The organism is Raskinella chloraquaticus (SeqCode) (assembly GCF_021731865.1).
In the GTDB taxonomy this organism is placed as follows: Bacteria; Pseudomonadota; Alphaproteobacteria; order Rhizobiales; family UBA4765; genus Raskinella; species Raskinella chloraquaticus.
Genome location: NZ_JAKFWN010000024.1, coordinates 74825 through 98556, shown reverse-complemented (window position 1 = coordinate 98556; position 23732 = coordinate 74825). Strand labels below are relative to the sequence as shown.

Genomic DNA, 23732 nt, shown 5'->3' with positions numbered 1-23732 from the left:
GGATCAGCCCTCGTCACCATCAACGAGCGGGGCCGCATCGTCGCTGATGTCCTCACCCTGATCGGAAATACGTTCGACCGACACGACTTTCTCGCCATCGGCGGTGTCAAAAATCGTAACGCCTTGGGTGTTGCGCCCGGCGATGCGTATGTCATCAACCGGAACGCGGATCATCTGGCCGCCATCGGTCACCAGCATGATCTGATCGCTTGGCTCCACCGGGAAGGCGGCGACCACTCCGCCATTGCGGGCGTTGGTGATCATGGCGACGATACCTTTGCCACCACGCCCGGTGACACGATATTCGTAGGCAGATGAGCGCTTGCCAAAACCGCGCTCCGAAACGGTGAGCACGAATTGTTCGCCGGCTGACAGGCCAGCGTAACGCTCCTGCGACAATTGAACGTCGGCATTGATTTCCTCGCCTTCCGGCTCGCCGGGCTGCCCTTCTTCGCCGGCCGTCACAGCGCGGCGCATGCGCAGATAAGAGGAGCGCTCCTCGGCTGACGCCTCGACATGGCGCACAATGGCCATCGAGATCACCGCATCGCCTTCGGCGAGCAGGATACCGCGCACGCCGGTCGAATTGCGGCTCTGGAAGACGCGGACTTCAGGCACCGCAAAGCGGATTGACTGGCCAAGCTTGGTGGTGAGCAGAATGTCATCGTCCTCGGTGCACAGCTGCACATCGACGATCGAGGTATCGCCCTCCAGCTTCATGGCGATCTTGCCGTTGCGGTTGATCTGTACAAAATCGGCGAGATCATTGCGGCGGATATCACCGTCAGTGGTGGCAAACACCACGTGGAAGCGCGCCCATTCGGCCTCATCCTCCGGCAGCGGCATAACGGTGGTAATGCGCTCGCCTGCCGCCAGCGGCAACATGTTGACCAGGGCCTTGCCGCGCGATTGCGGAGCGGCAATCGGCAGGCGCCACACCTTCATCTTGTGGACGATACCGCGCGATGAGAAAAACAGCACCGGCGTATGGGTCGAGGCGACAAAAAGGCGAGTGACGAAATCCTCCTCGCGGGTGGCCATGCCGGCTCTGCCCTTGCCGCCGCGCCGCTGCGCACGATAGGCGGAGAGCGGCACGCGCTTCACGTAGCCAGCATGCGAGACGGTCACCACCATCTCTTCACGCTGGATCAGATCCTCATCCTCGAAATCGCCCTCGGCTTCGAGGATTTCGGTCTGACGCGGGGTGGCAAAGGCTGCCTTGGCCGCCAGCAATTCGTCGCGAATGATCTCCTGGACGCGGGCGCGAGACGTGAGGATCGCCAGAAATTCGCGGATTTCAGCTGCAATCTTTTCCAGTTCAGCCTGGATTTCCTCGCGGCCCAGCGCAGTCAGGCGCTGCAGGCGCAGGTCGAGGATAGCTTTGGCCTGTTCTTCGGAGAGATGAATGGTGCCGTCATCGGCGAGCCTGTGGCGCAGATCGTCGATCAGGCCGATAATTGTGGTGATCTCGCGGGCGTCCCAGGCGCGGCTCATCAAACGCACTTTGGCGGTTGCCGGATCGGGGGCGGTGCGGATGGCGGCGATCACCTCATCGATATTGGCCACCGCAATCGCCAGCCCCACCAGCACATGGGCGCGGGCGCGGGCCTTGGCGAGCAGGAATTTGGTGCGCCGCGTGATCACCACCTCGCGTGATGACAGGAACGCTTCGAGCAGGTCCTTGAGGTTCATGACCTCCGGGCGCCCGCCATTGAGCGCCACCATGTTGACGCCAAAAGAGCTTTGCAGCGGCGTGTAGCGGTAGAGCTGGTTCAAGACGACGTCGGCAACCGCATCGCGCTTCAGTTCGATGACGATGCGGATGCCTTCGCGGTTTGATTCGTCCGCGACATTGGAAATGCCCTCGATACGTTTATCACGCACGAGTTCGGCGATTTTTTCAATAAGCGTCGATTTGTTGACCTGATAGGGAATTTCGCTGACGACGAGCTGTTCGCGGTCCTTGGCGCGCGTTTCGACCTCGACACGGGCGCGCATGATCACCGAGCCGCGGCCGGTATTGTAGGCCACGCGGATACCGCCGCGCCCCAGAATTGTTCCGCCGGTTGGAAAATCAGGCCCAAGGACGATCTCGTTCAGTTCCTCGATCGTCATCTCCGGTTTGACGATGAGGCCCACAACCGCATCGACGAGTTCGCCAAGATTATGCGGAGGTATGTTGGTTGCCATGCCAACGGCGATGCCGCCGGCACCATTGAGGAGCAGATTGGGTATGCGCGAGGGCATAACCACCGGCTCGCGCTCGGTGCCGTCGTAATTGGGCTGGAAATCAACCGTATCCATGTCGAGATCATCGACAATCTCGCCGGCAATCCGCGCCAGCCTCACCTCGGTGTAGCGCATGGCGGCCGGGCGATCCCCATCGATGGAACCAAAATTGCCCTGGCCGTCAACCAGCGGGGCGCGCATGGCAAAGTCCTGCGCCATGCGGGCGAGCGCGTCATAGATCGACTGGTCGCCATGGGGATGATATTTACCGATGACGTCGCCGACGATGCGGGCCGATTTGCGATAGGCCTTGTCGTAGGTAAAGCCGTTCTCGTACATCGAAAACAGGATCCGCCGATGAACGGGCTTCAGCCCGTCCCGTGCGTCAGGCAGCGCCCGGCTGACGATGACGCTCATCGCATAATCGAGATAGCTGCGCCGCATCTCGTCGGCAATCGACACCGGCCTGATTTCAGACGGATCGCTGCCGGGCAGGCCTACGGTATCCTTGTTATCGCCGCTCACAGGCTTCTCCTCAACCGGCTGTCTGGCAGCTGCCTGGCACTGGGGGCCTCAGGCCCCCAAAGCCGCGCTTGCTGTTGCCTGTCATCACTGTCGCTGTCTCGAGGTCGGCTGCACCCGCGCGCATGAGCGCCTGAAACATTGCCACCTGAATGTAATTAGGCGATTCCGTCGTGATCGCCAATCAAAACAGGCAGTATCGATAGCCGATATGACCGTCGCCATGCAAATGGCAAAGCGGCAGATGTCACAGCAAAGCGCGTTGGCCGGTCACGCTCAGCTGTCATCAGGCAAGATTGCTCTCAAGCAGCCCTTCAATCAGCTTCTGGCGCGGCAGGAGCGATGATAGCAGCGCATATTCCTGAAGCGTGTGCGCGCCATCGCCATCAACTCCAAGCCCGTCAAGGGTTGGACATCCGACATCAGCCGTGAAATTACCATCTGATCCACCGCCGGTGAGCGGAACATGATCGAGCGCCCAGCCATCCCTGGCGGCGATCGCCCTGGCAATGGCGAAAAGCTTCATCGTCGCATCATTGGGGGGAAAGGGCGGACGATTAAGCCCTCCGCTTACCGCGATCGTCGTATCGGGATCATGGGTCTTAAGTTTATAGAGTGCGGCCTCGACCTCGGTGGCGCCGGCGCGGTCGATTGCCCGGAAATCCACTTCGAATCGGCAGGTCTGCGGCACGACATTGCGGGCACTGCCACCTGTGATGACACCGACATTCGTGGTGATGCCACGGGCATAATCGGTCATGGCCTCTATCGCAAGGATCTGGCGGGCCGCCTCCCGGATGGCGCTGCGCCCGCGCTCATGCTTGACGCCGGCATGGGCAGGCGTGCCGGTGATCATCACATCGACGATACCTACCCCCTTGCGTGCTGTCACGATCTTGCCGCCGTCGCGCGCCGGTTCGGTGACGAGTGCCGCGGCGGCCTTGCGTCCATAATCTTCCACAAGACGGCGGCTCGTCGGGCTGCCGATTTCCTCATCTGGCGTAAAAATAAACACCGTTGGCGCCACCAGACTGCCGCGCAGCGCTGCTGCCTTGAAGGCTTCCAGCGCGAGAAGTGCACCCCCCTTCATGTCATAGACGCCGGGGCCATAGAAGCGATCGCCATCAACCCTGATGGCAAGCGGCCCGGATTTGGTGCCTGCCGGATGAACCGTATCGACATGGGAGAGCAGCAGAACAGGCTTTGCAACGGTCGCCGGTCCGGCCTTGAGGATGATGATATCACCCAGCCCTTCACGCCCGGCGATCCGTTCGATGCTGACCGGCGCGCCCGCCACATAAGCCGCCACCGCATCCACCATGCGGTTAACGCCGGCAACATCATGGGTGAAGCTTTCGATGTCAGCCCAGTCCCGCAGCGAAGCGATCAACTTGTCGGACATGCGTCCAAACTCCGGTTGACGATCATCAACATCCGGCGTTGACGTGCACACCTCAGAACGGCACCTCGTCGTCGAGATCGCCGCGCGACATCGCGGCAGGCGCTGTACGCCTGGCGGGTGCGCGCGGTTCGCTGCTGGCGCCCATACCGCCATCCTCGACCATCCGCTCCCCGCCACCCCGGGAATCCAGCAATGTCATCTCACCGCGGAAACGCTGAAGCACCACTTCCGTGATCTTGCGCTGATTGCCATCCTTGTCGGTATACTCGCGCGACTGCAACTGGCCTTCGACATAGATCTTCGAGCCCTTGCGTACGTATTGCTCGGCCACGCGCCCGATGTTTTCGTTATAGATGACGACGTTATGCCACTCGGTCTTTTCCTTGCGCTCGCCGGACGCCTTGTCCTGCCAATTCTCCGACGTGGCGAGCGAGAATTTAACTGCCTGTCCACCTTGCGCAAAGCGTTGAACCTCCGGGTCGCGACCGACATTGCCGACCAAGATCACCTTATTGACGCTACCTGCCATCCTGTTTCTCCCAATGGCGCACCTCACCCGGCGCGAGGCTACGGCGCAAGCAAATAAATCGCTTCTCAACAGCGCAGGCAAGTAAAATGTTCTTACAATGTTCTTATTTTTCGCCTACCCTCTCGCTTGATCATCCGATGAGTCGCCGTATATCCCCGCTATCGACCTGCCTGTCGCTTCAGTCTAGAATGGGCTCATTCTGACTGTGTGCGTCCTGGTGAACGCTATGGAGTGGTCCTGATGCTTGCACGCCTGCTTGTTCACGCCCGCTATCTCACCATGAATGCTGTCCTTGCAGTGAACATCGCCGCATTATGTGTTGGCGGCGCCTGGCTGGTGAGCGGATTTGTCCTGGCGCTTTTTCTGGCAACAATCGTTGACGAAGCGGTTGGTGACGACAAGGCAGCGTTTGGACCGGCATGGACCTGGTTTCTTGATCTTCAGCTGTTTCTGGCGCTGCCGCTGCTGGCGCTCAATGTCGCGCTGTTCGCTTTCCTTTGTGGATCGAGCGATCCTTTCTCCCTCATCCCGCTCCTGCGCGGCTTCGGGGTTGATCTTGAGGCGGCGCGTGCGGCCACCGGCGCCTGGTCGCTTTTCGGCGGCATGCTCGCCATCGGCCTGTTCATCGGCGCGGCCGGCACCAATGTCGCGCACGAGCTGATCCATCGCACCAATGACCGGCTGGCGATGTTCGTCGGGCGCTTTCTTCTCGGTTTTTCCGGCGACACGTCTTTTTCCATCGAGCATGTCTACGGTCACCACATCCATGTGGCCACCGACGCTGATCCGGCGACTGCACGGCGCGGGGAATACGTCCTGCGTTTTGCCGTTCGCTCCATCATCGATGGCAATCTGTCGGCGTGGCGTATTGAAGCGGCGCGACTGGCACGGCGCAAGCTGCCGCTATGGTCGCCGTATAATCGCTGGTTACGCGGTCAGATGTTTACCCTGGCGATTTTTGCCGCCGCCGCCGTGCTGGGCGGATGGCTCGGCCTTGCGCTGGTCATCGGTTGTGCGATCCAGGGGAAGCTTTACCTCGAAGTGGTCAATTACATCGAACATTACGGGCTGGTGCGGGTTCCCGGCCAAAGGGTCGAGCCGCGGCATTCGTGGAACTGCGCCCGGCTGGTCTCGAGTGCCATTCTCTTCAATCTGCCGCGCCATTCGCATCATCACATGTTTGCAACCAAACCCTATTGGCAGCTCGCCTGCGAGGCGGATGCGCCGACGATGCCTTATGGCTACAAGACAATGATCATCATCGCGCTCATGCCGCGCCTGTGGCAAAAGGTCATGGAACCACGTTTGGAAATTTGGGATACCAGGTTCGCCAACGAGCAGGAGCGTAAAATCCTGGCCGAGCGTGGCTGGCTGCAAACGGCTGCCTGAGTCAACGCAATGCTATCTGACCAGTTTGAAGCGTCGGGAACGGCGCCTTCTTCGTTTTGGAATATGACATGACAAATCCCGCTACCCGCGCGCTGGCGTCGAAATCCATCGTCATTCGCGGCGCCCGCGAGCACAATCTGAAGAATGTCGACCTCGACCTGCCGCGTGATTCACTCGTGGTGTTCACCGGCCTATCGGGATCGGGAAAATCATCGCTGGCGTTCGACACTATCTACGCTGAGGGCCAGCGCCGCTATGTGGAGAGCCTGTCGGCCTATGCACGGCAATTTCTGGAAATGATGCAGAAGCCTGACGTCGACCAGATCGACGGGCTGTCCCCGGCCATCTCCATCGAGCAGAAGACGACCTCGCGCAATCCGCGCTCGACGGTCGGCACGGTGACGGAAATCTACGACTACATGCGCCTGTTGTGGGCGCGTGTCGGCATCCCCTATTCGCCGGCGACCGGCCTGCCGATTGAAAGCCAGACGGTGCAGGAGATGGTCGACCGGATCCTTGCGCTCCCTGAGGGTGTGCGGCTGTTTCTGCTGGCGCCGCTGGTGCGCGGCCGCAAGGGGGAATACCGCAAGGAGATTGCCGAGCTGCAGCGCAAGGGTTTCCAGCGTCTCAAGGTCGATGGCAATTACTACGACATCGCTGCGGCGCCCGTGCTCGACAAGAAGTTCAATCACGATATCGATGTCGTCGTTGACCGCATCGTCGTACGCGCCGACGCCGCCGCCAGATTGGCCGATTCACTGGAGACGGCGCTGCGGCTCGCCGACGGGTTGGCGGTGATGGAATTCACCGACGAAAAAGACAGCGATGGCAAGCCGAAGCGTCTCATGTTCTCGGAGCGTTTTGCCTGTCCGGTCTCGGGCTTCACCATCCCCGAAATCGAGCCACGGCTCTTTTCGTTCAACAGCCCGCATGGCGCCTGCCCGCATTGCGCCGGGCTCGGCTCGGAACGCAAGGTGGATGCCGATCTGGTCGTTCCCGACGATACGCTCACCTTGCGCAAGGGCGCGATTGCGCCCTGGGCCAAATCGTCATCGGCCTATTCCCTGCAGACGCTCGAGGCGCTTGCCCGACATTACCGCTTTTCGCTCGACAAGCCGTGGTCGAGCCTGACTGACACCGTCCGCAAAAAGATCCTCTACGGCTCGGAAGGCGAAGACATTGCCTTCAAGTTCGATGATGGTCTGCGCGCTTATGAGACGAAAAAGAGTTTCGAGGGCGTGGTGCGCAATCTGGAGCGGCGGTGGAAGGAAAGCGAGAGCGAATGGGCGCGCGAGGAAATCGGCCGTTACATGTCGGAAACGCCGTGTGCAGTGTGCGGCGGCGCCCGTCTCAAGCCAGAAGCGCTGGCAGTGAAATGTGCCGGACAGACGATTTCCGAGGTGACTGCATTGTCGGTGCGCAAGGCGGGCGGCTGGTTTGACACGCTGCCCGCTCACCTCAGTGAGAAGCAGAACACGATTGCCCGGCGCATCCTGAAGGAAATTCAGGATCGCCTGCGCTTCCTCAATGATGTCGGGCTTGACTATCTGACGCTGTCGCGCGCGTCGGGCACGTTGTCAGGTGGAGAAAGCCAGCGCATTCGCCTCGCCTCGCAGATCGGGTCGGGTCTCACGGGTGTGCTCTACGTGCTGGACGAGCCATCGATCGGCCTCCATCAGCGTGATAATGCGCGCCTCATCACCACGCTCAAGCGCCTGCGCGATCTCGGCAACACGGTGATCGTGGTCGAACATGACGAAGACGCCATTCATGCCGCCGACCACATCGTCGATGTGGGGCCGCTGGCAGGCATTCACGGCGGGCGGATTGTCGCCCAGGGGCAGCTTGAAGATATTCTGAGTGAGCCAAATTCGCTCACCGGCCAATATCTCAGCGGGGCACGCGAGATTGCCGTTCCGAGTGCGCGACGCAAAGGTGATCCCCGGCGCAAGCTACGGGTCGTGGGAGCGCGCGGCAATAATCTCAAAGGGATCAGCGTCGATTTTCCGCTTGGCACTTTTATCTGTGTTACGGGCGTGTCTGGCTCGGGCAAATCGACGCTGCTCATCGACACCCTTTATCTCGCAGCCGCCCGCCGTCTCATGGGCACCAAGGAAAACCCGGCTGCGCATGAGCGGATCGAAGGGCTTGAGCATCTCGACAAGGTGATCGATATCGATCAGTCACCGATCGGGCGTACGCCAAGATCAAACCCGGCGACCTATACCGGCGCCTTCACACCCATCCGCGACTGGTTCGCGGGTCTGCCGGAAGCCAAGGCGCGCGGCTATGGGCCGGGGCGCTTTTCCTTCAACGTCAAGGGCGGGCGCTGCGAAGCCTGCCAGGGCGACGGCGTCATCAAGATCGAGATGCACTTTCTGCCGGATGTCTACGTCACCTGCGATGTGTGCAAAGGCAAGCGCTACAACCGCGAAACGCTTGATGTGCATTACCGCCAGAAATCGATCGCCGACGTGCTTGACATGACGGTCGAGGAAGGCGCGGCTTTTTTCTCAGCCGTACCCTCGATCCGCGAAAAGCTCGACATGCTGGCGCGCGTCGGGCTTGGCTATGTCAAGATCGGCCAGCAGGCAACGACGCTTTCGGGCGGCGAAGCGCAGCGGGTCAAGCTTGCCAAGGAATTGTCACGCCGTGCCACGGGCCGCACGCTTTACATCCTTGATGAACCGACGACGGGGCTGCATTTCCATGATGTCGCCAAGCTTCTCGAGGTGCTGCAGGAATTGGTGGAACAGGGAAATACGGTTGCCGTCATCGAGCACAATCTCGATGTGATCAAGACAGCCGACTGGCTGATCGACATTGGCCCCGAAGGTGGCGATGGTGGCGGCGAGCTGGTGGAGCAAGGCACGCCCGAAATGATCGTCAGAAACGAGAAAAGCCATACCGGAGCATTTCTGCGGGAGCTTCTGGCGCGCCGGCTGTCGACCAGGACGTCGGTCAAGAAACCGGCCGGAACGACAGTCAAGGGTCGAACAAAGCAGATCACGCGTCCGGCGGCTGAGTAGCCGGCGTGCAAACGATTGGACGCTATCTGCCGGCGGCCTGCGTCTGGTGCGGGAATGCCACAAGGGCGGCGCAAGAAAACAGGAACGAGGTTAAGTAGGGAAGGATACTCATCGACCAGGCCGGTATGCTGTTATGGTAGGAGGAAACATCGGCGCCGGTACACAGTGGCGGTATCGCTTGTTTTGACGCCGCCACAAAGCAAGATAAATCCTGTTCCCTTGTTTCAACGCACGAAAATGTGGGCCAATGTTTGACGCAATGAGTTTCGCTGGCGGCGGCAATCGCTGCTACTGGCAAAACGGGGTCTATGAGGTGCTTGCCGAGCGCTTCGATCTCAAACCCTCGCTGGTGGTGGGGGCAAGCGCCGGCGCCTGGCAGGCCGTTGTGGCACTGCTTGGTATCGGCGCTCAAGTCCTGCCGAAAATCGTCGCGGGCTGCGATGGCAGCGTGCCCAACATCGACTGGCGGCGGCGCCACATCTCGCACGATTTGTTTCCGGTTGGCGCTCTGTATCGCTCGCTTATGGAATTCTTCGTCGATGATCAGGCCCTGAAAAAGCTCCAAGCCAAGGCGCGGGTCCTGGTGGCGGTATCACGCATTCCGCGCGGCCTGCCGACATTGCTGGCGCCGGTGGTCGGGATTGCCGCCTACCAGATCGAGAAGCATCTTTTCGGCCCGGTGCATCCACGCTTTGGCCGCGCACTGGGGTTCAAGGCGGAATTCCTGCCGGTGACCGCCATGGTGCACGGGCGTGAGCTGATCGATTGCCTGATCGCCAGCGCCGGTGTTCCGCCCTTCATGCCGATCATGCGACCCAATGGCCGTGTGGCGCTTGATGGCGGGCTGGTGGATAACGTACCGGTCGCGCCGTTGACCGAAGTCGAAGCACAGGGGGGCAAGACGCTGGTTCTGTTGTCGCGCCTTTATCGCAACCTGCCGATCGTCAAGGGTCGGACCTATATCCAGCCCTCGGAACGTATCCGCACCGGCCAGTTCGACATCACCGATGGCGAGGGAATTGCCGCTGCCCATGATCTTGGCCGGCACGATGGCGCGGCCTTCGTCAAGGACTTCGACGGCAGCAGAACGAGGATCACACGATGAGCGAACCTGTCCATGTGATCGGCGCCGGGCTCGCCGGCTCGGAAGCAGCCTGGCAGATTGCCAGCGCCGGCGTACCGGTCATTCTCCACGAAATGCGGCCGGTGCGCGGCACCGATGCTCATAAGGGCGACGCGTGCGCCGAGCTGGTGTGCTCGAATTCGTTCCGCTCTGATGACGCTGAACAAAATGCCGTTGGCCTGCTCCACCAGGAAATGCGCCGGCTGGGCTCGCTCGTCATGGCCAAGGGTGATGCGCATCAGGTTCCAGCCGGCGGCGCGCTGGCGGTTGACCGCGATGGATTTGCCGCGGCGGTGACGGCGGCACTTTCGACCCATCCGCTGATTACCATCAAGCGCAGCGAAGTCGATCGTCTGCCTCCTGAGGACTGGGACAAGGTGATCATCGCCACCGGCCCCCTCACCTCGCCCGATTTGTCAGCCGCCATCCGGCAATTGACGGGCGAAAAGGATCTCGCCTTTTTCGACGCCATCGCTCCTATCGTGCACAAGGACAGCATCGATTTCAGCAAAGCGTGGTTTCAGTCGCGCTATGACAAGGCGGGCCCCGGCGGCACCGGAGCTGACTACATCAACTGCCCGATGACCGAGGGCGACTATCGCGTGTTTCTTGATGCCCTGCTTGCCGGCGACCAGACCGCGTTCAAGGAATGGGAAGCCTCGACGCCCTATTTCGACGGCTGTCTGCCCATCGAGGTCATGGCGCAGCGAGGTGTCGAAACCTTGCGCTTCGGGCCGATGAAACCGGTTGGTTTAACCAATCCCCATAGCAGTGAGCGGCCCTACGCAGTGGTACAGCTGCGCCAGGACAATGCGCTGGGAACGCTTTACAACATGGTCGGATTTCAAACCAAACTCAAATATGGCGAACAGGCGCGCGTTTTCCGGCTCATTCCAGGCCTCGAGAACGCCGAATTTGCCCGCCTCGGCGGACTTCATCGCAATACCTATCTCAATTCGCCAAAGCTGCTGGATTCATGCCTGCGCTTGAAATCCATGCCGCGCCTGCGCTTTGCCGGCCAGATCACGGGCTGCGAGGGTTATGTCGAAAGCGCGGCTGTGGGCCTGATGGCGGGGCGCATGGCGGCCGCCGAACGGTTGGGAAAGCCATTTGAGTTGCCACCGCAGACGACGGCGATCGGCGCCCTGCTCGCCCACATCACGGGCGGACATATAGCGGTGGAGGAAGAAGGCAAACCATCATCGTTCCAGCCGATGAACGTCAATTTCGGCCTTTTTCCACCGCTGCCGCCGACACCGGGCGCCAATGGCAAGATGCGGCGACCGCCCAAGGGAATGGAGCGGCGCAAGGCGATGACCGACCGGGCGCGGACTGATTTCGGCCTTTGGCTCGGAGACGCCACGCAAGCGGCAGCGGAATAAGGCTCAGCGGCGGCGGCGCAGGGGAACGCGGTAAACGCCGTTGTTGAGATAGCCGCGCGGATTCCAGGGCGCCTGCCCGAGAGGTTGCCGGTTGCCCGCCTCATCCATCGCGCGCGATACAAGTTCGATCTCACCTTGCGGCGGACATGGAAGGCGCGCTTCAAAGCGACGCCAGCCAAACCGTGATGATGGCGCGGCGAGATGAGCGTCCTGCCAGCTTTGCCCGCCATCAGCCGATACGCCCACCTGCACTACCGGAACGTGCCCGCTCCACGCATAACCGGCGACAGCAATCTCCCCGCTGCCGATGACCTCGTCTTCCTTGGCGGGCGATGTGATCAGGGACTTCACTCGCAGATCGGTAATAACTTCAAAGTCATCCGCATCATAGGGCGTCCCCGGCGAGACGGAGTGCGTTGGCAAGCGGTAATTGAGGCCAGTCATTTTCTCGCCATCATGGACGCAAGCGCGAACCCAGACCCGATGCAGCCATTTCTGCCAGGCAGAACCCGGAAACCCCGGCGCGACGATGCGCAAGGGAAAGCCATGGACGAGCGCAAGCGGTTCACCGTTCATGGCGAAGGCCAGAAGCGTTTCCGGTGACAAAGCCTTGGCGATGGGAAGGCCGCGCGACAAAGCAGGACGCGTTGAATCATCAAGGCAACAGTCAGGGCTTTCAAAGCCGACATAGACGGCTTGCGCCGTCACGCCGGCCTGTCGCAGGACATCCATCAGGCGAACGCCGCGCCAGATCGCGCATCCAACCGCTCCCGGACCCCAGGGCAACCCATCAGTCGCGGGCGAAAAGCCGGCGCGGCCATTGCCGGCGCATTCGAGGACACTTTCAACGTCGACAATCTCGAAGGATGATTTGAGTTCATCCAGACCAATCGTGACCTGCCGCTCTACCTCCCCGTCAATCGTCAGCGTCCAGTTCGCCATCGCGCGCTCATCGAGCGCCGGCATGCCGCCATTATTGCGGACAAAAAACCGCGACAGAGGCGTCAGCGGCGCATCGAGAAGCGCAGGCGGCGTCTCGAGATTGATTTCGCGGCCCGGAATGGAACGCAGACCCTGCTTATAGGCGATTGCCTGGGTGGACAGCGACGACATGCGCTCGATCTGGCCTCCGTTTCAGATGCGCATCGCATCCCAAGGAAGTGTAGCACAAAACGTCGAAGATACCCAGTCTTGGTCGCCGGCCTATCGCCGGGACGCCTGCCAGAGGGCAAGCTGACGGCGCCATTGTGCCACATCGGCAAGGCGCGTGAACGGCCGGCTTGCGGTTCGCTCGAGTGCCCGCAGATAGGCCGGGACGAGCGCCATCGGCAGGAATGCCGCGCGCACGCTCTCGTGAATGTCGACGATTGCCCGCCGCGCTTCGCTGGCGTGGTATTCGGCCTGTTGGCGCAGCGCCAGAAGAACGCCAGCCAGTGCGTCACTGGCTTTACCGTTCACCACATCATCGCGGTCAACACCGTGATGGCGCATGATATCAAGCGGCAGATAACACTGACCGCGACGGGCATGATAGGGAAGCGCGCGCATCAAGCCGGTCAGCGCATAGGCGACACCGGCATGGCCCGCACAGCGCGCCGAATGGGGGTCAGCGCCACCCGCCAGGCAAAGCGCGGATAGCTGGAACAGGGCACTTGCCGTCTCGCCGCAATATCCTTCAAGCGCATTAAGGCTTGGCATGGGATCGTCGTACAGATCGAAAGTGCGGGCGTCGATCATGTCGAGAAGCGCTTTTCGTGGCAGACGGCATTGCACGATACAGTCGAGCAGCGCGCCGGCGACCGGGTGCGAGTGCACGTCGCCACGGGCGGTGCCCATGATGGCATCCCGCCACCACTGGAAGCGCACCTCACCGGGCATGGCGTCGGAAATCACCTCGCGCACGCGGGCAATTTCGATGTTGAACGCAGCGAGCGCGAACACAAAACGGCGCTCGAATGGCGGAATGAAGAGCGCTGCGAGATAGCGATCCTTATCGGCCCGGCGAACCAGATCCTCGCACGCCACATAGGCGCCCTCTACGCTGCGCGCGGAGGCAGGCGAAGGGGGGGAAGCCGGCTCCTGCATCACGGCACGGCCAGAAGGGCGGCGGCAACAGGGCGGCCTTCACCCAGCATGATGTTGTAGGTACGCGCAGCGGCACCCGTTGCCATGGCGTCAAGACTGATACCGGACCCGTTGAACATGTAGCGCAGCCTGTCGCCTGGCCGCAGCATGGTTGCGCCGGTTCCCAACACGAGGAAGCTCAACTCCAGACCTCTCTCCGCAAACACTGGCGCGAGGCTGGAACGACTGACGTCTGCAAGCGTGCTGGCATCCCAGGCATAGATACCGCTTGGCAGGCACAATAGCGAGCCGCGATGCGACATGGTGGAAAAGCGGAAGCCGCCATTACCATAAGCCTCGATCAGCGCCCGCCCGGGTAAATGCGGCAGCGCGTGGTGGCCGCTCATGGGCGCGTGGCGGCCTTGGCGCTGCTCTCGTCGTCAGCCTCGATCGCGACACCGTCGCGCAGGCCCAGATAGATCAGGATGGGTGACGAGATGAAAACGGCCGAATAGGTGCAAACGACAACGCCAAAGAGCATGACAGCCGCGAAGCCTTCGATGGCGCGGCCACCGAAAATCACCAAAGCGAGGATCGACAGGAAGGCGCTGGTCGCCGTCATCGCCGTCCGCGACAAGGTTGAATTGACGGAGAGATCGAGCAGTTCCTCCGTCGACATTTTCTTGTAACGGCGCATCAACTCCCGCGTGCGGTCGAAGACGACCACCGTTTCATTCAACGAATAGCCAACGATGGTCAAAATGGCAGCAATCGACGTCAGGTTGAACTCGGCCCGGGTGATGACGAAAAAGCCCATCGTCAGCATGATGTCGTGCAGGGTGCCGATGATGGCGGCGACCGCGAGCTGCATCTCGAAGCGAAACCACAAATAGATCAGCACAGCGACGACCGACAGCACAACGCCGAGCGTTCCCGTCTGCACGAGTTCGCCCGATACCCTTGGCCCGACTGATTCAACGCGGGGAAAATCATACTCGCCCTGGAACGCCGCGCGTGTTTTTTGTACGACGAGCGTTTGCGCTGCCTCGCCGCCCGGTTGCAGGGCAAACCGCAGGCTGATACCGCCGGCATTGCCGAATTCCTGCACTTCCGCTTCGCCAAAGCCCAGCCTGTCAGCGACTTCGCGGACATGGGCGGTGTTGGGGGCGCCCGCTTTCGCCTGCATCTCAATCAGCGTGCCACCCTTGAAATCAATGCCGAAATTGAGACCGTGCCACAGCAGCAGCGCAATCGTCGCCAGGCTCATGAAAGCCGAAATTGGATAGCTGTAACGACGGAAGCGGACGAAGCGAAACGTCGTTCCATCGGGGATGATACGCAGGAGGCGCATAGGTGTGATCCCCGCTCAAAAAGGTAAGGTTTTGGGTCGCGACATGCGATACCAAAGCGCGATCATCATGCGGGTCATGGTCACGGCGGTCACAACCGTCGTCAGAATGCCGAGCAGAAAGACAACGGCGAAACCGCGCACCGGCCCACTGCCGAGAAACAGCAAGATGAGGGCGGCAATCGCCATGGTCGAGTTAGAATCGATGATCGTGGCGAATGCGCGGTTGAACCCGGCTTCCAGTGTCGACACCAGGCTGTTTCCGCTTTTTGCTTCTTCGCGCATGCGCTCGTAGATCAGCACGTTGGAATCAACTGCGGTGCCGATGGTGAGCACGATGCCGGCAATGCCGGGCAGCGTCAGCGTCGCGCTCAGAAGCGAGAGCAGCGCGAAGATCATGCCGACATGGACGATGAGGGCGATATTGGCGAAGAGGCCAAACAGGCCATAGGTGATGAACATGAAGCAGACGACAAAGATCGTTGCCACATAGGTGGCGATCTTGCCGGCTTCAATTGAATCCTTGCCAAGACCCGGACCGACGGTACGCTCCTCGACAATCGACAGCGGCGCGGGCAGTGCGCCCGCACGCAGCAGGATTGACAGCTCGTTGGCGCTTTTGGGCGTGAAGGAGCCGGATATCTGCCCCGAGCCGCCGAGAATGGGTTCGCGGATGACGGGTGCTGAAATCACTTTGTTATCGAGAACGATGGCGAATGGCCTGCCGACATTTTCCTGCGTGACGGCAGCAAAGCGGCGTGAACCGTTGACGTTGAAGCGGAAGGAGACAATCGCCTCATTGGTGCGCTGATCAAAACCCGGCTGGGCGTCGATCAGGTCTTCGCCCGAGACGATCACCCGTTTTTCAACAACCGCGCGACCAGTGTCGCCATTATATGCGTCCAGCAATTCGGAATCCGGCGGCGGGCGCCCTTGCGCGACCTGTTCGGGCGATACCGACGTATCGACAAGACGGAAGGTGAGCTTGGCGGTCTGACCGAGCAGCGATTTCAGCGCCTGCGGGTCCTGAAGCCCTGGCACCTGCACCAGAATGCGGTCGCGTCCCTGACGGGTGATCGATGGCTCCGTCGTGCCCAGCTGGTCAACACGGCGGCGAACGATCTCGATCGACTGGTCAACCGCGAGCCGGACACGCTCAACGAAGCCAGCCTCTGTCATGCGCAGTACGAAAAAGCCTTGTTCCGGCTCCGCCAGCTCGTTTTCGCGCGTTGCGTTGCCAAATGACAGGGCGCTGTTCACTGGCTGCGTCAATTGCTGAAGACGTGTGCGTGCCGTTTCGATCTGGGCCACATCGCGCACGCGCACCTGAACCGCGTCATTTTGTATGGCAAGGCCCGTATAGCCGATGCGCGGCTGTTCGGTGAAGACGCGGCGGACATCATCGCGCAACGCTTCCTGGCGATCCTTGCGCAAGGCGAGCGTATCGACGGCCAGCAGAATGTGCGAACCGCCCTGCAGATCGAGCCCAAGAACGAAACGCGGCAAACGCAGCGCGTCGGCAGTCTGGCGCGGCAGGAAATTGCTCAGCGCCAGCAGCACCGCGCCCACACAGAGCACGATGATAAACGCCACATACCATCGGGAAAAACGCAGCATGGTTCAGATCAATCCTTCGCGGTGAACCAGATCAATTGTCCTTGACCGGTTCGCCCTTGCTGCGCACTTCAGCGATCATCTGTCGCAGGATGCGAACACGGACGTTGTCGGCAATATCGACCTGGATGTCATTATCCTCACCCACCTTGGCGATCTTGCCGATGAGCCCACCCGCCGTCACGACCGTATCGCCACGACGCAGATTGGCGAGCATTTCCTGCTGCTGCTTCATGCGCTTTTGCTGCGGACGCAGGATCAGCACATAGAGAATAACGAAAATGAAGGCGAATGGCAGGAGTTGCACAACCAAATCGCCTCCCGGCACACTGCTACCTGCCCCTTGAGCCCACGCACTGGTGATCAGCATTCCATTCTCCAAACCGTGACGGACCCGAATGGGCCTGATGCGGCGCGGACTATAGCGACGAAGTGCGGGAAATCAATTGCCGAACGTCGCTGGCATTTGCGCCAGGCAATCATCGTGCTAGGAGCCGCTCGCTATCATTGCGCCGGAGGCTCGCTTGCCCGAATTCGAAATGTCCGATCTTCTTGCCGAAATGCGGGCTTTGCGCCGCGCTGTCGAGGATCTGGGACCAAAGCCCCACACGGCTCTGGCACTTGAGGAGGCGGAAGGGTTCGTGTGGGTTGCCGAACAGCGCCACGCCCAGGCAGTCGCGCGCATCAACCGCGTTCCGCTCGCTCTTCTTGTCGGCATTGAGCGCCAGCGCGACACGCTGCTGGCCAATACGGAGCGCTTCGCTGCCGGCTTGCCGGCCAATAATGCCCTCCTGTGGGGCGCGCGCGGCATGGGCAAATCCTCCATCGTCAAGGCGGTCCACGCCGATGTTGCTTCGCGGGCGAGTGCTGCGCTCAAGCTGATTGAAATCCATCGTGAGGATATCAGCACCCTGCCTGATCTGATGAACCTTGTCCGCGCGCGGCCGGAGCGGATCATCGTCTATTGCGATGATCTGTCGTTTGACGCCACTGACACGTCCTATAAATCGTTGAAAGCGGTGCTCGAGGGCGGGCTTGAAGGGCGACCCGACAACGTCATTTTCTACGCAACATCAAACCGGCGCCATCTGCTGCCGCGCGAGATGATGGAAAATGAGCGATCCACCGCCATCAATCCGGGAGAAGCGGTCGAGGAAAAAGTGTCGCTCTCTGACCGATTTGGTCTGTGGATCGGCTTTCACCGCTGCAGCCAGGATGAGTATCTCGACATGGTGGCGGGCTATGTCGATCATTTAGGTCTGACGGTCGACCAGGCGACATTGCGTGCCGAGGCGCTTGAATGGGCAACCACGCGTGGCTCGCGCTCAGGGCGCGTTGCCTTCCAGTTCGCGCAGGATCTGGCCGGGCGATTAGGACAGATCAGCAGCTGAACATTCAGCCGCCTGCCAGATGCGTCATCGGGTCGACCGGTGTCTTGCCCTTGCGGATTTCAAAATGGACCTGAGGCTGGCTGACATTTCCCGTCTGGCCGGCGCGGGCGATAATCTGGCCGCGTTTGATCTGGTCGCCGCTTTTCACATCGATATTTGAATTGTGCGCGTAAGCCGTCACCCAGCCATTGGCATGGCGAACGAGCACGAGGTTGCCATAGGGCTTGAGTTCACTGCCGGCGTAAGCGACGACGCCGGCCTCGGCAGCGTGGACAGGTGTCCCTTGCGGGACCGCGATCTTGATGCCGTCAACATTACCGCCGCTCGGCTGCGGACCAAATTTGGCGATCACACGGCCGCGGACTGGCCAACGGAAGGCGAGCTTCTCCGTTTTGGCGGTCGCCGGTTCGACAGGTTCATCTTCAGCCTCTGGAGCAGGCGCCTGCGGAACGGCCGTCACCACTTTGCGTGGCTCGACCGGTGTCGGGACGGCTGCAGCTTTCGGCTCAGGAATACGCGGCGGAATGGCGGAGGTGGTAATCTTGTCTGCTTGAGGAGCATCGCTCGCCACGGGCAGGCGGACTGGTGAAGTCAACGCCAGCTTCTGTCCGATCTGGGGACGGTCACTGGGGCCAAGATGATTATAGCGGGCGATTGTCGCGGCAGGCACGCCGTATTGCGTGGCGATGCTCGCCAGCGTCTCACCGGCATGAACAGTATGGGTCGACGGTACAGCAGCGCGCGGCGCGGCGGCGGGTTGCGTCCAGGCCAAAGGTACGGCTGGCTCACTTGTCTTGGGCAATTTCAACTGCTGGCCAGAGGTCGCGATTGCGCTCTGGCGGACCGGACCGGGCGCTACAGCAACAGGCGCGGTTGGCAACGGCGCGAGCTTGGGCGAAGCGGGTTGCGACCATTGTGGCGGAGTAGCCGGCGGCGTCCATTGCGCTTTCGGCGCGGCGACTGGCGGCAGCGCCGTTACGGGCGGAAGCGGCTTGGCGTAGACGGTACGGGCTGCGTTCACGGATGCGTCTGGCTGGATAGAGCCTGTCACATCGCTGTTCTGCGGCTGCCAGGCAGGGGCTGCCGATTGCTGCCAGGACGGCGCAGACTGCCCCTGACCCTGCCAGCCCGTTTCCTGCCCAGCCACCGGGGGGCGCTGCGAAAACGTCTGATTATATTGCTGTTGTGCTGAACTCCAGGGCGGCGGCGGCGCGTAACGGGCGCCATCGCTCGCGCAGGCCGCCAATGTCAGCGCGCATCCCAGGGACGCCGTATATTGCAGCATTCGATAGGGTGCACCGCGCTTCGACGTAACTGACATGACGCTCACTCACGCAAGAGAAATAACTCCAACGCGGCGATTAAACGCGAATTAAGTAAAATTCGACTTAACATCTCGAAATCGACGTCAGTTTTTCGCTGCAATCAGATCGCCGCCGCAAGGCCCGGCGTCAACGGCACAAACCGTACCTCGCCAAGGTCGATGGTTGCCGGATGGCCGCGCCCCTGGCGAAAAACCAGCAGGCGCTGGGCGGTATGGGGTGGTCCGACGGCGGCGATGATCGCGCCATCAGGGCGCAATTGGTCGAAGAGCGGGCGCGGGATTTCGTCAAGCGACCCGCCAACCAGAATGCGATCAAAGGGCGCGTGGTCCTTGTCGCCGGCCAGACCATCCCTGACGAGCACGGTCGCATTGCCGACACCATGGGCCCCCAGATGGCCGCGAGCGATTTTGGCCAGCGTCCGATAGCGCTCCAGCGAGATGACCTGGGCGGCCAGCGCCGCAAGGACCGCCGTCAGCCAGCCGCTGCCCGTACCGATTTCAAGAATCTTATGGGCCTTCGAGATATCGAGCGCCTCAACCATGCGGGCAGCGATACTGGGACGCTCGATCATCTGCCCGCAGGCAATCGGCAGTGAGCGGTCAGCGAGGGCGAACTCGGCGAATTCCCGGGCGACAAAAAGGTGGCGTGGCACCCTTTCAAGCGCGGACAGAACATCGCGCGAGCGCACGCCGCGCGCGCGCATCTCCATGATGAAGCCGGCGCGCCGTTCGGTATCGCGCGTGTTCAGCGCGTGCGTTGCCTGGTCAGTAGCGGGCGTGTCATCATCGGCCCCCACCGCCGCCCCTCACGACATGGCAGCAGAAAGAAGCGGCATGGTATGGCGATCCGTCAGGTCAAGCTGCAGAGGAGTGACGGAGACATAGCCGGCGCGCAGCGCCGCCAGATCACTGCCCTCGGCAGCGTCCATGGTGCGACCGCGATACGTCAGCCAGTAATAATTAAATCCGCGGCCATCGATCCGCGCATCGACTTGCAGCAAATTCTGGTCGCGCTTGCCCTGACACGTGATCTTGACGCCCAACACATCACTCGCATCGCAGTCAGGAAAATTGATGTTGAGCAGAGTGCTGGACGGAATGTCGGTCGCCAGCAGGCGGGTGATCAGTTCAGGGGCCAATGTTTCCGCTGTAGCGTAACGCACGAGGTTGCGATCAACAGCGTGGTTATAGCCTTGCGACAGGGCGATGGAGCGTACACCTAGCAAGATTCCCTCCATAGCCCCCGCCACGGTTCCTGAGTAGGTGACATCATCGGCAACATTAAGGCCGCGATTGACGCCAGAAAGGACAAGATCGGGCGGATTGTCGGCAAGAATCCGGCGCACCCCCATAATGACACAATCCGTCGGCGTACCACGCACCGCGAAATGGCGCGGAGAAATCTCGCGCAGGCGCAGCGGTTCGCTCAAGGTCAAAGAATGGGCAACGCCCGACTGGTCGGTCTCAGGTGCAATCACCCACACATCATCCGAAAGGGATCTGGCGATGCGCTCCATAGCGCCCAGCCCGTCGGCATGAATGCCGTCGTCATTTGTCACCAGAATGCGCAAGGCAAGACCCTTTCAGGAAGCAGGAATGATCATATCGCGACCGCCCATATACGGTCGCAACGCCTCGGGGATGACAATGGAGCCATCGGCGTGCTGGTAGTTTTCCATCACCGCTACCAGACAGCGACCAACCGCCACGCCTGATCCGTTGAGCGTGTGCACAAAGCGCGGCGCGCCCTTGCCATCCATCGGACGGTAGCGGGCATTCATGCGCCGGGCCTGAAAATCCCCGCAATTCGAGCAGGACGAAATCTCGCGATAGGCGTTCTGCCCCGGCAGCCAGACTTCGATGTCGTAGGTTTTGCGCGCCGCAAAACCCATGTCGCCCGTGCACAGGGTGATGGTACGAAACGGCAGTTCGAGGCGACGTAAAATGGTTTCCGCCGCGTTCAGCATGCGTTCATGCTCGCTGTCCGACTGCTCGGGCGCCGTAATCGACACCAGCTCGACCTTCATGAACTGGTGAACGCGGATCATGCCGCGCGTATCGCGCCCCGCCGAGCCAGCCTCCGAGCGGAAGCACGGGGTGTGGGCGGTATAGCGATAGGGCAGCTTCGCCTCGTCCTGAATATCGTCGCGCACATAATTGGTGACCGATACTTCGGCGGTGGGGGTAAGCCAGAAATCACCACTGACGTGGAACAAATCCTCAGCGAATTTCGGCAGATTTCCCGTGCCATAGGCGGTATGTTGACGGACGAGCAGCGGGGGGTTGGTCTCGGTATAGCCATGCTCGCTGGTGTGAATATCGAGCATGAACTGGGCTAGCGCCCGCTCCAGCTGCGCAAGCTGGCCCTTCAGGACGACGAAGCGGGCGCCAGAAATCTTTGCCGCCGTTTCAAAATCCATCTGACCAAGCGCTTCGCCCAATTCGAAATGCTGCTTTGGTGCAAAATCAAACGTCTTCGGCGTTCCCCAGCGGTGGCGCTCGACATTACCGCTTTCATCGCGCCCATCAGGCACTTCGGCAGCCGGGAGATTGGGAATGGCGGCTAACAGGGCGGTGAGTTCGGCCTCAACGCGTCGCTCATCGGCTTCGAGCGCCGGCCTATCCTGCTTCAGCGCCGCCACTTCGTCCATCAGGCTCCTGGCGCGGGCCTCATCCCGGGCAGCTTTAGCCGCGCCGATTTCCTTTGATGCGGCGTTGCGCCGCTCCTGCGCTGTTTGCAGCCGCGCGATAATGCTGCGGCGCTCCTCATCAAGGCGCAGAATCTGTGGCGCCATCGGCGACAGACCTCGTCGTCCGAGCGCACTGTCGAAGGATGTTGGCTGATCACGAATCGTTTTGATGTCATGCATGGCAGTATCCTTGATCGCCCACCGCAGGCCGGCAGATCAAGCCCGGCGAATGCGCGATGCAGCTTTTCAGGTGGATGATTGGCGCAGCTTGTCAGCCGCAGCGCGACGCGCCTCGATGATTTTGACGACGTAGATGCTGGCCTCATAGAGAAGCAGCGTCGGCAATGCCAAAATAACCTGACTGCCGACATCGGGGGGCGCCAGCACGGCTGAGGCCGCAAACACACCAACAATCGCGAAACGACGCTTGTCGCGCAGCCCTTGGGACGTCACCACGCCAACCTGCGCGAGCAGCGACAAAATGACCGGCAGTTGGAACATCAGTCCAAAAGCCATCATGAAGGTCATGAGGAAGCTCAGATAGCGCTCGGTCGTGGGCAGCATCTCGATCGACACGCCAGAGAGCGAGGCACCGCCCAGTTGCTGCATGCTGGCAAAGAAGCGGAGTGCCGCTGGCGCGGCTACAAAATAAACCATCAGGCCGCCCAGCAGAAAGAAGGCCGGTGTGGCGATCAGATAAGGGCGGAACGCATTGCGCTCATGGCGGTAAAGCCCGGGCGCGATGAAAGCGTAGAGCTGGTAGAGGAGAAACGGGCAGCAGATAAAAATGCCGCCAAAGAGCGCAATCTGCAGCTGCGTGAACAGATATTCCGCCGGCCCGGTGAAGACGACGCGGGCGATCTGATCGCTCGGGAGAGCGCCCTTGTAGGGGTAGAGCAACAAGTCGAAAATCGTATTGGCAAAAAAGAAGCAGACGACGACGATGGCCAGCAGCACGACAAATGAGCGCACGATGCGCGAGCGCAACTCCAGGAGATGCGACATCAGCGGCGCGCGCGACGCCTCGATATCGTCCTTGCCATCGTCAATAACCGTCATCGGTGATGTCTACCTTCTCTCCCCGTGCAGGCGCAAGTCAAACCGCACATCGGTCTCAACCCGACTACGAGGCTTTGGCAGGGCGCGTCGTATCCTCGACCGTGGGACCTGCCTGCGCCGACGTATCCACCGAGGGCGCGGGCGTAGAGGGAGGTTCAGAGACAAAGGCCGTCAGATCGACCGGCGGGGCCGGTTCGACAGGCGGCAACATCGTTTCGGTTGGGTCCCTGGCAGCGGGTGAGGAGGGCAAGGGGGCGATTGTCTGTCCCGGTGCATCGCCCAGCAACGTCCCGGTCTGTTCGATTTCATTCTTGATATTGCGCGTTTCATCCGCAAAACGCGACAACGTCTCGGTCACCTTCTGCACAGGTGATAAATGACGCATATCGCGCACTTCATCGAGCGTCTTGCGTACATCATCGAGATTGGCATCGCGCATGGCATCGTTGAACTGCCCCTGAAATTCGCCAGCCATCTGCCGCGCCTTGTTGATAAGGCGTCCAAGCGAGCGCATGGCGTCAGGATAGTCCTGCGGCTTCAAAACCAGCAGGGCGATCACGCCAACCAGCAATATTTCGGTCCAGCCGATGCCAAACATGCGGCAAAACACTCCAGACAGCGCAGCTTTGCTGCAAAA

At 60.9% G+C, this 23732-nt stretch carries 20 protein-coding genes; 5 read left to right on the top strand and 15 right to left on the bottom strand.

Annotated features, from left to right (window positions below; genetic code table 11):
* Positions 1-3: 3 nt before the first annotated feature.
* The 3 genes from gyrA to ssb form a co-directional block, all read right to left on the bottom strand.
* Positions 4-2754 carry a DNA gyrase subunit A gene (gene gyrA / locus ACINK1_RS08675; protein ID WP_376800890.1) on the bottom strand — a complete coding sequence of 917 codons (2751 nt, stop codon included), beginning with the start codon at positions 2752-2754 and terminating at the stop codon, positions 4-6.
* Positions 2755-3037: 283 nt separating this feature from the next.
* Positions 3038-4153 carry a M20 family metallopeptidase gene (locus ACINK1_RS08670; RefSeq protein ID WP_376800891.1) on the bottom strand — a complete coding sequence of 372 codons (1116 nt, stop codon included), beginning with the start codon at positions 4151-4153 and terminating at the stop codon, positions 3038-3040.
* Between the two features lie 52 nt (positions 4154-4205).
* A complete protein-coding gene (gene ssb / locus ACINK1_RS08665) occupies positions 4206-4682 on the bottom strand; it encodes a single-stranded DNA-binding protein (RefSeq protein WP_376800892.1) in 477 nt (158 codons plus the stop codon).
* A 240-nt stretch (positions 4683-4922) separates the two neighbouring features.
* On the opposite strand from ssb, the gene ACINK1_RS08660 reads away from it, so the two are divergent.
* From ACINK1_RS08660 to trmFO, 4 genes are all read left to right on the top strand, one after another.
* On the top strand, positions 4923-6071 hold the full coding sequence (locus tag ACINK1_RS08660; RefSeq protein ID WP_376800893.1) for an alkane 1-monooxygenase: 1149 nt from the start codon (positions 4923-4925) through the stop codon (positions 6069-6071).
* Between the two features lie 68 nt (positions 6072-6139).
* Complete coding sequence (gene uvrA / locus ACINK1_RS08655; RefSeq protein WP_376800894.1) at positions 6140-9100, top strand: excinuclease ABC subunit UvrA; 2961 nt, start codon at positions 6140-6142, stop codon at positions 9098-9100.
* A 259-nt stretch (positions 9101-9359) separates the two neighbouring features.
* On the top strand, positions 9360-10205 hold the full coding sequence (locus ACINK1_RS08650; protein WP_376800895.1) for a patatin-like phospholipase family protein: 846 nt from the start codon (positions 9360-9362) through the stop codon (positions 10203-10205).
* Complete coding sequence (gene trmFO / locus ACINK1_RS08645; RefSeq protein WP_376800896.1) at positions 10202-11605, top strand: methylenetetrahydrofolate--tRNA-(uracil(54)-C(5))-methyltransferase (FADH(2)-oxidizing) TrmFO; 1404 nt, start codon at positions 10202-10204, stop codon at positions 11603-11605. The genes ACINK1_RS08650 and trmFO overlap by 4 nt, the downstream gene beginning before the upstream one ends.
* Positions 11606-11608: 3 nt before the next feature.
* Here trmFO and ACINK1_RS08640 read toward each other — a convergent pair whose 3' ends face one another.
* From ACINK1_RS08640 to yajC, 6 genes are all read right to left on the bottom strand, one after another.
* Positions 11609-12718, bottom strand: coding sequence for a sulfite oxidase (locus ACINK1_RS08640; RefSeq protein WP_376800897.1), 1110 nt, complete (start codon positions 12716-12718; stop codon positions 11609-11611).
* Positions 12719-12808: 90 nt separating this feature from the next.
* A complete protein-coding gene (locus ACINK1_RS08635; protein WP_395760081.1) occupies positions 12809-13690 on the bottom strand; it encodes a phytoene/squalene synthase family protein in 882 nt (293 codons plus the stop codon).
* Entirely contained in the window at positions 13690-14076 is a 387-nt protein-coding gene (locus ACINK1_RS08630; RefSeq protein WP_376800899.1) for an Mth938-like domain-containing protein, read from the bottom strand. Before ACINK1_RS08630 ends, ACINK1_RS08635 begins: the two co-directional genes overlap by 1 nt.
* Positions 14073-15020: a protein translocase subunit SecF gene (gene secF / locus ACINK1_RS08625; protein ID WP_376800900.1), complete on the bottom strand. Its 948-nt coding sequence runs from the start codon at positions 15018-15020 to the stop codon at positions 14073-14075. Before secF ends, ACINK1_RS08630 begins: the two co-directional genes overlap by 4 nt.
* A 15-nt stretch (positions 15021-15035) precedes the next feature.
* Positions 15036-16634 (bottom strand): protein translocase subunit SecD, encoded by a 1599-nt coding sequence (secD, locus tag ACINK1_RS08620; RefSeq protein ID WP_376800901.1) that lies wholly within the window; start codon positions 16632-16634, stop codon positions 15036-15038.
* A gap of 31 nt (positions 16635-16665) precedes the next feature.
* Entirely contained in the window at positions 16666-17001 is a 336-nt protein-coding gene (gene yajC / locus ACINK1_RS08615; protein WP_376800902.1) for a preprotein translocase subunit YajC, read from the bottom strand.
* Positions 17002-17170: 169 nt separating this feature from the next.
* Between yajC and ACINK1_RS08610 the strand changes: the two genes are divergently transcribed.
* Positions 17171-18022: an ATP-binding protein gene (locus ACINK1_RS08610; RefSeq protein WP_376803756.1), complete on the top strand. Its 852-nt coding sequence runs from the start codon at positions 17171-17173 to the stop codon at positions 18020-18022.
* A gap of 4 nt (positions 18023-18026) precedes the next feature.
* Here ACINK1_RS08610 and ACINK1_RS08605 read toward each other — a convergent pair whose 3' ends face one another.
* From ACINK1_RS08605 to tatB, 6 genes are all read right to left on the bottom strand, one after another.
* Positions 18027-19307, bottom strand: coding sequence for a M23 family metallopeptidase (locus ACINK1_RS08605; RefSeq protein ID WP_376800904.1), 1281 nt, complete (start codon positions 19305-19307; stop codon positions 18027-18029).
* A 140-nt stretch (positions 19308-19447) separates the two neighbouring features.
* Positions 19448-20143, bottom strand: a complete 696-nt coding sequence (locus ACINK1_RS08600; protein ID WP_376800905.1) for a protein-L-isoaspartate(D-aspartate) O-methyltransferase — start codon at positions 20141-20143, stop codon at positions 19448-19450.
* A 9-nt stretch (positions 20144-20152) separates the two neighbouring features.
* On the bottom strand, positions 20153-20917 hold the full coding sequence (gene surE, locus ACINK1_RS08595; protein ID WP_376800906.1) for a 5'/3'-nucleotidase SurE: 765 nt from the start codon (positions 20915-20917) through the stop codon (positions 20153-20155).
* A 12-nt stretch (positions 20918-20929) separates the two neighbouring features.
* Positions 20930-22216 (bottom strand): serine--tRNA ligase, encoded by a 1287-nt coding sequence (serS, locus tag ACINK1_RS08590; protein ID WP_376800907.1) that lies wholly within the window; start codon positions 22214-22216, stop codon positions 20930-20932.
* A gap of 66 nt (positions 22217-22282) precedes the next feature.
* Positions 22283-23095: a twin-arginine translocase subunit TatC gene (tatC, locus tag ACINK1_RS08585; protein WP_376800908.1), complete on the bottom strand. Its 813-nt coding sequence runs from the start codon at positions 23093-23095 to the stop codon at positions 22283-22285.
* Between the two features lie 64 nt (positions 23096-23159).
* Entirely contained in the window at positions 23160-23693 is a 534-nt protein-coding gene (gene tatB, locus ACINK1_RS08580; RefSeq protein WP_376800909.1) for a Sec-independent protein translocase protein TatB, read from the bottom strand.
* Positions 23694-23732 lie beyond the last annotated feature (39 nt).

What these genes read in the sequence shown, in the direction of transcription:
- ACINK1_RS08660 (WP_376800893.1), top strand. Translation starts at nt 4,923, where the DNA reads ATGCTTGCACGCCTGCTTGTTCACGCCCGCTATCTCACCATGAATGCT.
- ACINK1_RS08605 (WP_376800904.1), bottom strand. Translation starts at nt 19,307, where the DNA reads ATGCTGCAATATACGGCGTCCCTGGGATGCGCGCTGACATTGGCGGCC.
- ACINK1_RS08650 (WP_376800895.1), top strand. Translation starts at nt 9,360, where the DNA reads ATGAGTTTCGCTGGCGGCGGCAATCGCTGCTACTGGCAAAACGGGGTC.
- ACINK1_RS08635 (WP_395760081.1), bottom strand. Translation starts at nt 13,690, where the DNA reads ATGCAGGAGCCGGCTTCCCCCCCTTCGCCTGCCTCCGCGCGCAGCGTA.
- tatC (WP_376800908.1), bottom strand. Translation starts at nt 23,095, where the DNA reads ATGACGGTTATTGACGATGGCAAGGACGATATCGAGGCGTCGCGCGCG.
- secF (WP_376800900.1), bottom strand. Translation starts at nt 15,020, where the DNA reads ATGCGCCTCCTGCGTATCATCCCCGATGGAACGACGTTTCGCTTCGTC.
- uvrA (WP_376800894.1), top strand. Translation starts at nt 6,140, where the DNA reads ATGACAAATCCCGCTACCCGCGCGCTGGCGTCGAAATCCATCGTCATT.
- ssb (WP_376800892.1), bottom strand. Translation starts at nt 4,682, where the DNA reads ATGGCAGGTAGCGTCAATAAGGTGATCTTGGTCGGCAATGTCGGTCGC.
- yajC (WP_376800902.1), bottom strand. Translation starts at nt 17,001, where the DNA reads ATGCTGATCACCAGTGCGTGGGCTCAAGGGGCAGGTAGCAGTGTGCCG.
- ACINK1_RS08630 (WP_376800899.1), bottom strand. Translation starts at nt 14,076, where the DNA reads ATGAGCGGCCACCACGCGCTGCCGCATTTACCCGGGCGGGCGCTGATC.
- ACINK1_RS08640 (WP_376800897.1), bottom strand. Translation starts at nt 12,718, where the DNA reads ATGTCGTCGCTGTCCACCCAGGCAATCGCCTATAAGCAGGGTCTGCGT.
- serS (WP_376800907.1), bottom strand. Translation starts at nt 22,216, where the DNA reads ATGCATGACATCAAAACGATTCGTGATCAGCCAACATCCTTCGACAGT.
- tatB (WP_376800909.1), bottom strand. Translation starts at nt 23,693, where the DNA reads ATGTTTGGCATCGGCTGGACCGAAATATTGCTGGTTGGCGTGATCGCC.
- trmFO (WP_376800896.1), top strand. Translation starts at nt 10,202, where the DNA reads ATGAGCGAACCTGTCCATGTGATCGGCGCCGGGCTCGCCGGCTCGGAA.
- ACINK1_RS08670 (WP_376800891.1), bottom strand. Translation starts at nt 4,153, where the DNA reads ATGTCCGACAAGTTGATCGCTTCGCTGCGGGACTGGGCTGACATCGAA.
- ACINK1_RS08610 (WP_376803756.1), top strand. Translation starts at nt 17,171, where the DNA reads ATGTCCGATCTTCTTGCCGAAATGCGGGCTTTGCGCCGCGCTGTCGAG.
- secD (WP_376800901.1), bottom strand. Translation starts at nt 16,634, where the DNA reads ATGCTGCGTTTTTCCCGATGGTATGTGGCGTTTATCATCGTGCTCTGT.